Annotated in this window: 17 protein-coding genes and 1 riboswitch; of the genes, 8 read left to right on the top strand and 9 right to left on the bottom strand. The window is 69.3% G+C overall.

Features of this window, described 5'->3' with window-relative positions; genetic code table 11:
• From E1298_RS35255 to E1298_RS48695, 4 genes are all read right to left on the bottom strand, one after another.
• A partial coding sequence (locus tag E1298_RS35255) for an alcohol dehydrogenase catalytic domain-containing protein (protein WP_131901108.1) occupies positions 1-906 on the bottom strand: 906 nt, incomplete at its 3' end.
• Entirely contained in the window at positions 906-1,313 is a 408-nt protein-coding gene (locus tag E1298_RS35260; RefSeq protein WP_131901110.1) for an acyl-CoA thioesterase, read from the bottom strand. The genes E1298_RS35255 and E1298_RS35260, both read right to left, overlap by 1 nt.
• 106 nt (positions 1,314-1,419) lie before the next feature.
• On the bottom strand, positions 1,420-2,019 hold the full coding sequence (locus E1298_RS35265) for a superoxide dismutase (RefSeq protein ID WP_131901112.1): 600 nt from the start codon (positions 2,017-2,019) through the stop codon (positions 1,420-1,422).
• 117 nt (positions 2,020-2,136) lie between these two features.
• Complete coding sequence (locus E1298_RS48695; protein WP_165975827.1) at positions 2,137-2,289, bottom strand: hypothetical protein; 153 nt, start codon at positions 2,287-2,289, stop codon at positions 2,137-2,139.
• A 213-nt stretch (positions 2,290-2,502) separates the two neighbouring features.
• Here E1298_RS48695 and E1298_RS35270 point away from each other — a divergent pair, with 213 nt between their 5' ends.
• On the top strand, positions 2,503-3,669 hold the full coding sequence (locus E1298_RS35270) for a methyltransferase domain-containing protein (protein WP_207945028.1): 1,167 nt from the start codon (positions 2,503-2,505) through the stop codon (positions 3,667-3,669).
• A 23-nt stretch (positions 3,670-3,692) separates the two neighbouring features.
• Here E1298_RS35270 and E1298_RS35275 read toward each other — a convergent pair whose 3' ends face one another.
• Both E1298_RS35275 and E1298_RS35280 read right to left on the bottom strand, forming a co-directional pair.
• The gene (locus E1298_RS35275; protein WP_131901116.1) at positions 3,693-3,884 is read right to left on the bottom strand and encodes a DUF397 domain-containing protein; all 192 of its coding nucleotides are present in this window, start codon (positions 3,882-3,884) and stop codon (positions 3,693-3,695) included.
• A complete protein-coding gene (locus tag E1298_RS35280; RefSeq protein ID WP_165975828.1) occupies positions 3,868-4,656 on the bottom strand; it encodes a helix-turn-helix domain-containing protein in 789 nt (262 codons plus the stop codon). The genes E1298_RS35275 and E1298_RS35280 overlap by 17 nt, the downstream gene beginning before the upstream one ends.
• Positions 4,657-5,088: 432 nt before the next feature.
• On the opposite strand from E1298_RS35280, the gene E1298_RS35285 reads away from it, so the two are divergent.
• Both E1298_RS35285 and E1298_RS35290 read left to right on the top strand, forming a co-directional pair.
• Positions 5,089-5,574: an ATP-binding protein gene (locus E1298_RS35285; RefSeq protein ID WP_131901120.1), complete on the top strand. Its 486-nt coding sequence runs from the start codon at positions 5,089-5,091 to the stop codon at positions 5,572-5,574.
• Positions 5,575-5,821: 247 nt separating this feature from the next.
• Positions 5,822-6,277, top strand: a complete 456-nt coding sequence (locus E1298_RS35290; protein WP_131901122.1) for a hypothetical protein — start codon at positions 5,822-5,824, stop codon at positions 6,275-6,277.
• Positions 6,278-6,317: 40 nt separating this feature from the next.
• On the opposite strand, the gene E1298_RS35295 is transcribed toward E1298_RS35290, so the two are convergent.
• From E1298_RS35295 to E1298_RS35305, 3 genes are read right to left on the bottom strand one after another with little or no spacing between them, the layout of a single operon-like run.
• Positions 6,318-7,613, bottom strand: a complete 1,296-nt coding sequence (locus tag E1298_RS35295; protein WP_131901124.1) for an FAD-binding oxidoreductase — start codon at positions 7,611-7,613, stop codon at positions 6,318-6,320.
• 28 nt (positions 7,614-7,641) lie between these two features.
• Positions 7,642-7,986, bottom strand: a complete 345-nt coding sequence (locus tag E1298_RS35300; RefSeq protein WP_131901126.1) for a VOC family protein — start codon at positions 7,984-7,986, stop codon at positions 7,642-7,644.
• Position 7,987: 1 nt separating this feature from the next.
• The gene (locus E1298_RS35305) at positions 7,988-8,167 is read right to left on the bottom strand and encodes a ribbon-helix-helix domain-containing protein (protein WP_131901128.1); all 180 of its coding nucleotides are present in this window, start codon (positions 8,165-8,167) and stop codon (positions 7,988-7,990) included.
• Positions 8,168-8,217: 50 nt separating this feature from the next.
• On the opposite strand from E1298_RS35305, the gene E1298_RS35310 reads away from it, so the two are divergent.
• From E1298_RS35310 to E1298_RS35330, 5 genes are all read left to right on the top strand, one after another.
• A complete protein-coding gene (locus E1298_RS35310) occupies positions 8,218-8,691 on the top strand; it encodes a cupin domain-containing protein (RefSeq protein ID WP_131901130.1) in 474 nt (157 codons plus the stop codon).
• 490 nt (positions 8,692-9,181) lie between these two features.
• A riboswitch (cobalamin riboswitch) is annotated at positions 9,182-9,408 on the bottom strand.
• A gap of 107 nt (positions 9,409-9,515) precedes the next feature.
• A complete protein-coding gene (locus E1298_RS35315; RefSeq protein ID WP_131901132.1) occupies positions 9,516-10,112 on the top strand; it encodes a hypothetical protein in 597 nt (198 codons plus the stop codon).
• Positions 10,113-10,184: 72 nt separating this feature from the next.
• Positions 10,185-10,892 (top strand): YcnI family copper-binding membrane protein, encoded by a 708-nt coding sequence (locus tag E1298_RS35320; protein WP_131901134.1) that lies wholly within the window; start codon positions 10,185-10,187, stop codon positions 10,890-10,892.
• 53 nt (positions 10,893-10,945) lie between these two features.
• Positions 10,946-11,584, top strand: a complete 639-nt coding sequence (locus tag E1298_RS35325) for a copper resistance CopC family protein (RefSeq protein WP_243726005.1) — start codon at positions 10,946-10,948, stop codon at positions 11,582-11,584.
• A 100-nt stretch (positions 11,585-11,684) separates the two neighbouring features.
• Positions 11,685-12,447, top strand: a 763-nt coding sequence (locus tag E1298_RS35330) for a group II truncated hemoglobin (protein WP_131901136.1), incomplete at its 3' end; no start/stop codon positions are given.

Below are 12,447 nucleotides of genomic sequence, written 5' to 3' on the forward strand. Positions count from 1 at the left end.
GAGGGCCAGCGGGACGCCCGGGGCGGGGAGGCCGACGGTGACGGTCGTCCCGCCGGCGCGGGTGGCCGCGTACGACTGCTCCAGGACGGGCACCACGCCGGTGGTGTCGATGACCTTCTCCGCGCCGCCGCCGGTCAGCTCCCGGACCTCGGCGGCGGCGTCCGGGCCGCCCGCGACCGCGTGGGCGGCGCCGAGCCGGAGCGCGAGGTCGCGCTTGCGCGGGACGACGTCGACGGCGACGATCGTGGACGCGCCCGCGGCCTTCGCGGCGAGGAGCGCGGCGAGCCCGACGCCGCCGAGGCCGAAGACCGCGACGCTGTCGCCGGGGACGACGGCGGCGCTGTAGAACGCGGCGCCCGCGCCGGTGAGGACGGCGCAGCCGAACAGGGCGGCGATGTCGAACGGGAGGTCGGCGTCGACCTTCACCGCCGACCGGGCCGACACGACGGTGTACTCGGAGAACGCGGAGACGCCGAGGTGGTGGTTCGGACGGGTCCCGTCGGAGGCGGTGAACCGCTTCCCGCCGCCGAGGAGCGTCCCCGCGCCGTTGGCCTGGGCGCCGGGCCCGCAGAGCGCGGGACGTCCGCCCGCGCAGCGCTCGCAGTGCCCGCACGCCGGGACGAACGCGAGGACGACGTGGTCACCGGGCCGGAACTCGGTGCCCCCGCCGGTCTCGACCACCTCGCCCGCCGCCTCGTGCCCGAGCGCCATCGGCAGCGGACGCGGCCGCGACCCGTCGATGACCGAGAGGTCGGAGTGGCAGAGGCCCGCGGCGCCCACCCTGACCAGCAGCTCGCCGGGGCCGGGCGGGTCGAGCCGCAGGTCGGTGACCTCCAGCGGACGGGACGCGGCGTACGGCGGGGGCCGTCCCGACTCGACGAGCACGGCGGCGCGGGTCCCGGTCATCAGACGGTCAGCAGCTTGCGCATCTCGGCGCGGAGGGACTCCGGGATCTCGACCGGGTCGCGGGTCTCGCGGTCGACGAAGACGTGCACGAAGTGGCCTTCGGCGATCACGGTCCCGTCGGACACGCGGCCCAGGACGGCCTCCCAGCGGACGCTGGTGCGGCCCAGCTTGCCGACGCGCAGGCCGACCTGGATCGTGTCAGGGAAGGACACCTCTGCCTTGTAGGCGCAGTGCGACTCCACGCAGAGGGCGACGGACGGGGCCTTCAGCGGGTCGAACCCGGCCGTCCCTATCAGCCACTGGTTGATCACGGTGTCCATGAGCGAGTAGTGGACGACGTTGTTGACGTGACCGTAGACGTCGTTGTCGTGCCACCGGGTCGGAATGTTCTCCCAATGCAAGTACACGCGCGCAAGTGTACGTACGGCGGCACGGCGCCCTCCAAGCCGCAAGGAAAGGGTTCTGAGCACGATCCCGGCCTGGAGGGCGCCGTGGTCTGGGCGCCTCGCGCGGTCAGGCGCGGGCGTTGTCGAAGCGGTTCTTGACGTCCGTCCAGTTGACCAGCGACCAGAGCTTCTGGACGTAGTCGGGACGCACGTTGCGGTACTGCAGGTAGTACGCGTGCTCCCAGGCGTCGAAGACGAGCAGGGGAGTCGTGTTCATGCCGATGTTGCCGTGGTGGTCGTAGACCTGCTCCACGACCAGCCGCCGGCCCAGCGGCTCCCACGCCAGAACGCCCCAGCCGGACCCCTGGACGAGGGACGTGGCGCTGGACAGCTGCTTCTGGAACGCCTCGAACGAGCCGAAGTGCTCGTCGATCGCGGCGGCCAGCTCCCCGTCCGGACGGTCCCCGCCGTCCGGCGACAGGTTGTCCCAGAAGATCGAGTGCAGGACGTGTCCGGAGAGGTTGAACGCGAAGGTCTTCTCCAGGCCGACCAGCCCGCCGTACTGCTCCTTGTCGCGCGCCTCGGCGAGCTTCTCCAGCGTGTCGTTGGCGCCCTTGACGTAGGCGGCGTGGTGCTTGGAGTGGTGCAGCTCCAGGATCTCGCCGGTGATCGCCGGTTCCAGGGCCGCGTAGTCGTACGGGAGGTCGGGGAGCGTGTAGTCAGCCATGGAGCCACTATTGCAAATGAGTCGCAGTTACGTCCAACTCGCAATACAAGGGCCCGCCCCCCAGGACGGTCCTGGGGAGCGGGCCCTTGGCCGGGTCAGTGCCGGCCACCGGTCGGCTCAGTGCCGGCGGCCGCCGCGCAGCTTGGCGAGCAGGCGGCGCGCCTTGGCCTGCGTGCGCGGATCGCGGGCGAGCCGCTCCGCCCTCGCCCGCGCCTTCTGCCCCTGAGGGCCGCGCATGAAAACCTTGATCCGGTCGATGAGCGAAGCCACTTCTTCCTCCTCGGCCCTGCATGATGGTCACCTGGGAGACCAACCCCCAAGCCCCCGATCTGCTCAACGAGTACCCGGACCGGATAGTTCAGAACGTCTCCCCGGCCACGAGGGCCGCTCCCCCCACCAGCCATCGCGCGGCAACCTGGCCCATGGACGTTCGGTGACCACACGATTACGGTAGACAAGCCGTCCCTTATGAAGGAGCCCCCGGTGGGAAAGCACTCGTTCCCACTCTGCGGTACGGGCTGGGGACAGGTGTTGGAGGCGACGCCCCGGTGCCTGTTCCTGCCTGATCTGATCTGGCCTCTGGACGCGTCCAACGGCCGGTACGAGACCATCGACCGGGCGGCGGATCCCGACGGCTGGCGGGCGTGGGCGGACGCGGACGTGCCGATCGTCACCCAGTGGGACGACGGGCGCCACACCGGCCGCGAGCCGGGAACGATGGCGACCTCGTCGGCGTCCCAGCCCTCCTTGGTCGTTCGCATGCTCGCGGCCTTGGACGTCGAACCCGGCCACCGGGTGCTGGACGTCGGCGTTGGGACGGGGTGGACGACCGGACTGCTCGCCGCCCGCGCCGGAGCGGCGAACGTGACGGGGATCGAGTTCGACGCCCGCGTCGCCGAGGCCGCGCGAGCCCGCCTGGACGCCATCGGCGTGGATCCGAAGGTGATCACCGGCGACGGCGCCGCCGGATGGGCGCCAGCGGCGCCCTACGACCGCTTGCAAGGAACCTACGGGGTGCTGCGGATCCCGCCGGCCTGGATCGACCAGACGCGCCACGGCGGGCTGATCGTCGCGCCCTGGCGTACGCCGTTCGTCCACGGCGGCGCGGTCGTGCGGCTCACGGTGAACGCCGACGGCTCCGCGTCCGGGCCCTTCACCGGCGCGGCCGAGTTCATGCAGAGCCGTCCCGAACGCTTCGCCTGGGTGGCCCACACCGACTACATCCCCTCCAACGACGCCTGGCCGGTGGGCACCGCCGAGTCCAGGACCTCCTTGCGGCCGGACGACCTGCGAACGCTCGACGGTGCAGCCGAGTTCGTCATCGGGTGCGCCGTCCCCGATGTTGTCCACACCATTTCCGACGACGACGATGGAACGACCAGTGCCTGGTTCTACGAGTTGAACGGCGACTCCTGGGCGGTGGTCTACTTCGACCAGGATCCCGAGGCAGAGGTGTACCAGGGCGGGCCGCGTCGGCTGTGGGACGAGATCGAAGCCGCGCACCGGTGGTGGGCCGCGCAAGGGCGTCCCGAACATGAGCGGTTCGGACTCACGGTCGGCCCAGCCGGGGAGTCCGTGTGGCTCGACAACCCGCACCAGCCGATTCCCGGAGGCCGACAAGCCGAAAAGGCAAGAACCCCCCGGCCATGACCGGGGGATTCACTGGAGATCGGCTAGTTCAGGTCGAGGTCGCCGGCCTTGATCTGGCCGACGAGGCTTGCCAGTTCGCCGCGGGCGAGGGTCAGCCGCGGGCCTTCAGGGTCCTTGGAGTCCCGGATCAGGGGGGTCGGGACGTTCGTTGCTACTTCGACGCACTCACCCTGGCCACCACCTTGACTGTGGCTGCTCTTACGCCAGTGGATCATCTTGCATCGTCTCCATCGTCTTCTGGATCAGATCCCGTGTGCCCTCTTCCGACAATGCTTGGCACCTGATCTCATCGAACCGTATCCCCAGCCTAGTGACCTCGACCGGGTCCTCGATCAGTCTCCCACCGAACTGGGCTTCAACGTACCCGACCCGGCGCCGGTCAGCCTTGGTTAGGACGACCATCGCTCCGTCGAGTCCGCGGTACAAACCGTCGGAGAGCTGTACCGCCTGTATGTGTATCTGCGGCAGCTCCCCAACGGCGAGCAGATGGCGCAATTGCTCGCGCATCACGTCCCCGTTCCGGCTACGTCGGAGGATGGCGCCCTGGTCGAGCACCACGAAGAAGTGAGGTCGGTTCTCGGCCCGGGTCAGGATGTCCCGTCGGTCTAGTCGCTGCTGGATCAGATCCTCCTCCACCGGTCCCTTGGGGGCCGTTGCTCTCATGTATCCCTCGGTCTGGAGCAGGCCAGGGATGTAGAGCGGTTGGAAGCTGCGGATCTCCGTTGACTCGATCTCATGAGCCATGTACGCCTCGAACCACTCGTGAAGGTGTTCGCGTTGGGCGTGGTGCCAGAGCCCCTGGAACAGCTCCTTGGTTCCGAAGAATTCATCCAGCTTCATGCAAAACGCCTCGTCAGGGGCGTTGCGCTGGGTCTCGTAGGCCGCGATGGTCTCGCGGGTCGTGTACAGCTCCTTGGCCAAGGCGTCTTGGCTAAGCCCTCTTATCTCCCGAAACAGTCGCAGCGTGTACGCCAGTTGGGCTCTCATACTGGGGCGGGGATCAATGGGGGCAGAAGGGGGCATATGCCAGCCTCCATGGTTGGTATTTGACGAAGTACCAGGGTTATGTATAGCCCAACCTATTGCTTCGGGGCCAATCTGAGTGCCAGACGACCCAGACAGAAGCGCAGATGGAAGCGATCAGGCCCCATGAACGGTGATAGGTCCCCCAAATGTCCCCGTATCAGTCACACCGAACCCCTGCCGGGGTACTCGCCGCCGGTCGGCCGTTGGGCTGAGCCCTATCGGCAACCTGACACCGAACTCTGGACGGTCCACCTTCGGCGTCCCGAGTCGGTACGCGGCGACGAACGCCTACTGGACACGCTAACCGCGGCCAACAAGGACACCCTGTCTGGCCTGATGGCGCAGCAGGACGACCTGGCCGACCGCGCCCGGCCGGCCGGAGGCGAGTGAACTATGACCGCAACCCTGCACGGGGCACAGGCCACGCAGTCGGCTCATGTGCCCTTGGCGCTGCGTCAAAAGTTGGCCAGCACACCGAGTGTGCTCAGCGATGTTCGGTGCATCGTTAAGGCCGCTGCGATCAAGTGGAACGTGGGAGCAACGACGGTCGAAGCCGCAGTGCTTGTGGCGGACGAGTTGGTGACCAATGCCGTCCGGCATGCCAAAGGGGAGCAGCCCATCATCTTGCGCATGTTCGTGGCAAGGGATGGGCTCAGGATCGAGGTCCATGACCGGTCCACGAAGAGGCCCAAGCGGGGCAAGCCGGACCTGACGATTCCCTCGCAACCGGTCCCAGACGACGCACCGGACCCGCACGGCTGGGGGATGGGCATCGTGGAACACCTCGCGAAGCGGCATGGGGTGACGAAGGAACACGACGGCAAAACGGTCTGGGCGGTCTTGAGGATGACCGCCGCAGTACCGGCCGAGGCCCCTTAAGTTCCTCCGCCCTGGACCGTTGACCGCTGTGTCAGGGCGGAGCCACATCCGATAATCCGCAGGAAGAGGGTGATCTATTGAGCCTGGCTGGATGGTCCTGGTATCGCAGCATGAACCGGGACCGGGTCTCCAGGTCTCGTCGGCCTTGAGGCCAAGGAGGGCCGTCACAAGATCCTCATTGCCCGTCGATCAACTGTGACGGCCCTCCGTACCGATTTCCGTTTACGAAGAGTCCAAGGAAAGCCGAATGATCCCAGTCATCACGTGGGATGAGGGCTCCGCTCCAGCCTTCGACCCGAGAAAGTACGTCTCTGTGGAGACGTTCGACAAGCTCACAAAGTACCTTGAGTGTGAAAACGTCATGCACCCGAGGAACGCCCAGAGGGTAATCGAGCAAGCGATCTCGCTGCTCAAGCTTCGTGCCGACAACCCTGACCTCCGTCTCACCGCGTCGTTCGAGGTGGAGATGGGATTGCGGGCCTGCGTCCTGCATACCGATGAATACGCCCGGCTCTGTGTCCGGCTGGGCGGGTTCGTTCACTACGAGCCCCCTATCAGTGACGACCGCGACGAGGATGACGTTCAACGGACCATCGCCAGGATGAGGGCTGCCGGTCTACCCGTGCATGACGACGTGTGGACGCAGGGTGGGTCTTCCTGCTTCAGAGGCGATCACGCCCGCAGCGCCTGCGACGACGTCTAACCCCTCCCGTCCGACGGTCGGGGCTGCGGTGCGGTCGCCGTTAAGCGAGGAGGCGGTGGTTGGCACGGATAACGCCGTGCGGGTCGCGGGAGCGCTTGAGCTGACGCAATCGGGTGAGAGCGGGCTCGGGGAAGGCGTCGGCCACCGTCTCCTCGGGGGTCAGCAGCGTGTACGGTTTGCGGCCGGTGGCGAGGGCGCCGAGCCGCGCGACGATCTGGTTCTGTGCGGCGCGGACGGCGCGCGCAAGCTCCTGCTCCGGGCCGCGGCCGAGCATCTGGAGAAGGTACGGCTCGGGCAACGCTCCGCCCGGACCGGGGCCCGGCTCGGCCAGCGCGCCGCCCAGGTGGCGGACTTGGATGGCGATCAGCGGGTCGATCGGCTCTGTCGCCAGAACGGGGTCCAGGCCGGTCAGCAGCTCCGCACGGGATACCGCGGGGGCCGGGGAGGTCGGCTCGGCGCAGATGGCGCCTAGGTCGGCCACCGCCACGACGTCACGGGTGTCGCTGATCACGCCGTCGATCTTGTCGATTCGGCGTACCAGCGCCGCCCCTTCGCGGGAATCGCCCAGGTAGGTCAGATCCAGCGCCACCATGGGCGGGGCTCCGGGAAATCCGAACCGGTTGAACCAGACGGTCAGCTCGGGCGGCGCCTCGTCGGTGATCTCCTGGAAGGCTTGGTACACCTCGCCGCTGCGCGTATCCGGCCAGATCACCCGCCCGCCGTACAGCGACGGCACCGGATGTAGATCGAACTCCAGTGACGTCACCAGCGCGAAATCGCCGCCGCCGCCCCTCAGCCCCCAGAACAATTCCGGATCGCCGGTGTCGCTCACCCGGGCCCGGTTGCCCTCGGGATCGACGATGTCGAGGGCGCGCACGTTGTCGGCGGCCCAGCCGTGCCTGCGGCCGAACCAGGACAGCCCCCCGCCCAGCGTGTACCCGGCCACGTTGACCACCGGCGAGCTGCCGGCCAGCCCGGTCAGGCCATGGGGCCCGGCCTCCGACAGCACCTGCCCCCAATTCACCCCCGCGCCGACCTGGGCCAGCCGCTCCCGCTCGCGCACTCGGACGCCGCCCAGGCGATGGGTACGCAGCAGGATCACCCCTTCCACGTCGCCCGAGGCGTCGTGGCCATTGGCCTGGGCGGTCACCGCCAGACCCGACCGCCGCGCGTAACGGACCACAGCGGCCACGTCCTCGGCGTCCTCGGCCTCCACCACGGCGGCCACCGGCTGCTCGATGGTCAGGTTCCAGGGCCTGCGTGCGGCGTCGAAGCCGTCGTCGCCGCGCTCCAGCACCCGGCCCCTGACCACACGCCGCAGATCACTGCTCAACATCTCGATCTCCCCCCGTCACAGATGCCGGTCAGCCCTTGGGGGGCGCCTGCAGGCTCCACAACCGCCCGTCAGGGTCTCGGACGGTCATCTCCCGGGTCCCGTAGTGGGTGTCCTCGAACGGTGTGACCACCTCGACGGCGGAGTCGGGACGCAACCCGTCCGGATCGGGCACTCTCAGCGCGATCTGCACCCCGGGCTCGCGGTCCTCGGGCACCTCGACAACAACGAGATACGTGCCCTCGCCGTTGCGGAACACACCAGAGCCATCACCGGTGGTGACATCCATCTCGAAGCCCAGGGCCTGGAAGAACTTCGCGGACTTTCCCCAGTTGTGGGTCTCCAGGAACACCGCTTCGATTCCCTCGGTCGCCATGTCAACGCTCCCTTTCAGATGAGTGCTCTTGCTGCCCGTGGACGTCATCGAGGTAGGCGCGCAACGCCTCGGCGACCAACGCCGACAACGACATACCCGTCTCGATCGCATGATGCTTGACCTGCCTGATCAACTGGACCGGCAGGTACACGTTGAACTGCTTGGCTTCCGCATCACCCATGACTCCGATGCTAGCATTCTAAGTAGCTACTAAGCTACCAAGGAGAGCGCATGTCTGTTTTCGCAGCCAACCCGCACGACCCGGTCATCGTCCGCGCCCACGACGCCGAGCTGCTGCCCGAGATCGGGCACCTGCTCTTGGCGGACGCCAGCGCCAGCAACGGCGCGCTCAGCGCCCACCGCATCCAGCTCGCCCGCGGCGCCGGCGGCGCAGTCCCGCATCGGCACGACCGCTCGTCCGAACTGTTCTTCATCGTTGACGGAGCTCTCGAACTGCTCGTGGGATCACAGATCATCACCGCCGGCTCCGGTGACCTCCTGGTCGTCCCACGGCGCCACGACCACGCCTTCCGTGCCGCCCCGACCAGCACCGCCGACGCCCTGATCGTGATCACCCCTGGCGTCGAACGGTTCGACTACCTGCGGCAGGTCGCCCGGATCCGCCGAGGCGAAGCCGACCGCGACAGCCTGCTCACCGAACAGGACCGCTACGACACCCATTTCGTCACGAGCCCCGTCTGGTAACGCACTCCTGCTGATCCGGCCAAAAGAGGTCGTAACAGAATCAGCGGACGAGACGTAGCCAGCAGATGATGACTGCGGCGAGGTCATGAACGTCGGCGCAGGCCCGTCCGACCTCGTCCGCGATGCCCTGGCCGACCTTCGCGACCACACCGACCAAGGGTGGCGCGGCTGCCGAAGCGACCGCGCTGGCTGAAGCGGACGCACCGGCCGGAGCGGGCGCACCGGTCGAAGGCGGCGTGGTGGCCGAAGTGGTCGCACCGGCCGAAGGTGGCATGGTGGCTGAGGTAACCGCACTGGCTGAGTGGGCGCATCGGCCGGAGTGGGTGTGGTGGTCGTTTGGGAGATGTCGACTGGGGCGGCGGGTGATCCCGGCGGCGCGACCGGATTCTGTGTCGCGTGCTCTCTTCCCTTGCGAGCTCGCCTCGCGGGGGCGTGCGAACGGGCGCGCGGCGGCAGGTCGGGCACCGTCCACCGGTCCACCCGCGAGGCCTGGACGAGCAGCGTGCGGGCAGGTCTGCGGACTCGCAGGCACGGCGCCTTCGGACGAAGGTGCGACCTCCTGGCCGTCGCTTCCCGAACCGGGATCACGATTCAGTGCTTCATGACGGCGGTCGTTCCCGCTCACCGCTGCGGGGCGGTCCCGGACTCGCACCGGGTTCCCTCTTGCGACGCCCCCGCCGCGAGCGGCGGGGGCGAACCAGCACGGGGTTGAACCCTACATCTAGTCGAGCCCATGAGTGCAACCCCAACATGTAGGGCGTGTCAGGGCCACTTTCGGGGGGTGCCTACAGATGTGCCGCCGGGAGTGGGACGATGAGCCGGTCATGTCCGCACCGTCCCCTCGCCCGCTGTTCCGCGCCGCGCGCGCCGTGGTCTTCGCCACCGTGTGCGTCACGCTGGCGACCCTTGGGCACGCCCTGGCGTCCCGCGAGGCGGTGCCCATGTGGGCGGTGTTCGCGGGGTTCGGCGCGGTGCTGGCCGTCACCCTGGCGCTGGCCGGGCACGAGCGCTCGCTGGCGACGATCGTCGGCGGGCTCCTGGGCGGGCAGTTCGCGCTCCACACGCTGTTCGCGAGCGCGACGGAGCCGATGCGGCACCACGCGACGGCGCTGGACGCGGGGCACGGCCAGGGCTCCGGCGCCACGATGACGCTCGCGCACGTGGTCGCCGCCGTCCTCGCGGCGCTGTGGCTGCGGCGCGGCGAGCGCGCCGCGTGGTCGCTGGCCCGGCGGCTCGCCGCGGTGGCGGACCGTCCGATCCGGTTGCTGCTGGCCCTCCTCGCCGTTGAACCGGCCGAGGGCCCGTCCCGTACCGCACCTGTACCGGCGGCGGACGCCGTCATGGCCATCGGCCGCGTGCTCCGGCACCAGGTCGTCCGGCGGGGACCCCCGCCGCGTTCGAGGGCGCTCGTCCACATCTGAGCGCCGTACGTCACCGGACGCCGACTCACGGCGCTCCGGCTTCTTCCCGTACGACTCGAACGGAGTTCCGCCATGCCCACCCTCCTTCCCGCCCGCCGCCTGGGCGCGGTCGCGTCCCTGGCCGCCCTGTCGGTCATCGGCCTCGCCACCGCCGCGTCCGCCCACGTCACCGTCAACCCCGGGACCGCCGAGCAGGGCGGGTTCACCAAGGTCTCGTTCCGGGTGCCGAACGAGCGCGACGACGCGGGCACCACCAAGGTCCAGGTGGACATCCCGGCCGAGCAGGCGGTGGCGTTCGTCTCCGTCCGTCCTGTCCCGGGGTGGACGGTGAAGGTCGACAAGGCCAAGCTCAAGACCCCGATCAAGGCGGAGGGCAGCGAGCTGACCGAGGCCGTCTCCCGGATCACCTGGAGCGGCGGCAAGATCGACCCGGGGCAGTTCCAGGAGTTCGACGTCTCGATGGGCCCGCTGCCCACCAACGCCGACCGGATGCTCTTCAAGGCCGAGCAGACGTACTCGGGCGGCGAGGTCGTCAAGTGGGACCAGGACCCGGGCAACGGCCAGAACGAGCCCGAGCATCCGGCGCCCGTCCTCAAGCTGACGGCGAAGGGCGCCGCCGCCCCCGCCTCGGCGGGCCTGACCGCCGCCGCCAAGCCCGCCCCGAAGGCCGACGCCGACGACGGCACCGCCCGGCTCCTCGGCGGCATCGGCATCGCGGTCGGCGTGATCGGCCTCGGCGCCGGCGCCTACGGCATCACCCGCGCCCGGAGCCGAGCATGAGCGGCGCGGCAGGACGGCCTGCCCTCCGTTCCGCCGCCGTCCGGGGATTCGCGATGCGTTCGACCGCTGCCCGGCGTCTAGCGGTGCGTTCGGCCGCCGTCCGGGGGCTCGCGGTGCGTCCGGCCGCTGCCGGGCGTCCGACCGCGGTTCATCGGATCGCGGCGGGTGGGGTGATCACCGGGCTGGTGCTGGCGATGACCGTCGCGCCGGCCTCGGCCCACACGACGCTGAAGTCGGCGGATCCGGCGTCGGGCTCGACGGTGGCGCCGCCGGCCAAGCTCGTCCTGACGTACGGGGACCCGGTGAGGGTGCCGCAGGTCGTGCTGACCGACGCGTCCGGCGGACGGCATGAGGCGGGCCAGGCGCATGCGATCGACAACAAGGTCACCGAGGGGGTCTCCGGGACGCTGCCGAACGGCGTCTACACGGTGGGCTGGCGTGTCGTGGCCACAGACGGCCACCCGGTCACGGGCAGCTTCAAGTTCACCGTGAAGGGCTCCACCGGATCGACGGCCTCCGCCGCTCCCGGTTCGTCCGCGTCCCCTGGGGCGCCGACGGCCACGAACGCCGCCGGGCAAGGGTCCGACGGCTCGTCCGGCTGGCTGTGGATCGGGCTGGCCGCCCTGGTAGTGGTGCTGGCGGGCGGGGGCTTCGCCTGGTTCCGGCGCTCGTCCGGGACGCCGGCGGAGTGATCGGACTCGCTTCCGGTCGGGTGATTACAGAGTTACAGTGATTACCCGACCGGTCGCGGCGTCCGGCCGCCACCGACAGCGCGCACGGGTGGTGCACCACATGATCGTCGAATACATCCGCTACCGCATCGACCCCGGGGGCGCGGAGGAGTTCGAGGCCGCCTACGCGCGGGCGTCCGAATCCCTCGCCGCCGCTCCGCAGTGCGTGGACTACGAGCTGTCCCGCTGCACCGAAGACCCCGCGTCCTACATCCTGCGCATCGGGTGGACCTCCGCCGAGGACCACATGGAGGGTTTCCGGGGCGGCGAGCTCTTCCCGGCGTTCTTCACCGAGATCAAGCCGTACGTGAAGCAGATCGAGGAGATGCGGCACTACGAGCGGACGGCGGTGAGCGGCACGGGCTCGTCCGTCCCGACCCTGTACGAGTGGGCGGGCGGCGGAGAGGCCCTCGAACGGCTCACCGAGGCGTTCTACACGCAGGTGCTCAAGGACGAGCTGATCGGTCCGCTCTTCGCGCACATGGACTCCGGCCATCCCCGGTACGTCGCGATGTGGCTGGGCGAGGTCTTCCGCGGGCCGGAGCGCTACAGCGCCGAGCGCGGCGGCTACCACCACATGGTCCGCCAGCACCTCGGCAAGGCGATCACCGAGCCGCAACGGCGCCGCTGGGTGAGCCTCCTCATGGACGCCGCAGACGAGGTCGGCCTCCCGGACGACCCCGAGTTCCGCGCCGCGTTCACCGGCTATATCGAGTGGGGAACACGTATCGCCCTGACCAACTCCCAGCCCAACGCGAAGCCACCCCTGGAAGCCCCTATGCCCCACTGGGGCTGGGGCATCGCCCCGCCCTACATCCCCACCC

The sequence above is a fragment of the Actinomadura rubrisoli genome (assembly GCF_004349215.1).
GTDB classification, from domain to species: Bacteria; Actinomycetota; Actinomycetes; order Streptosporangiales; family Streptosporangiaceae; genus Spirillospora; species Spirillospora rubrisoli.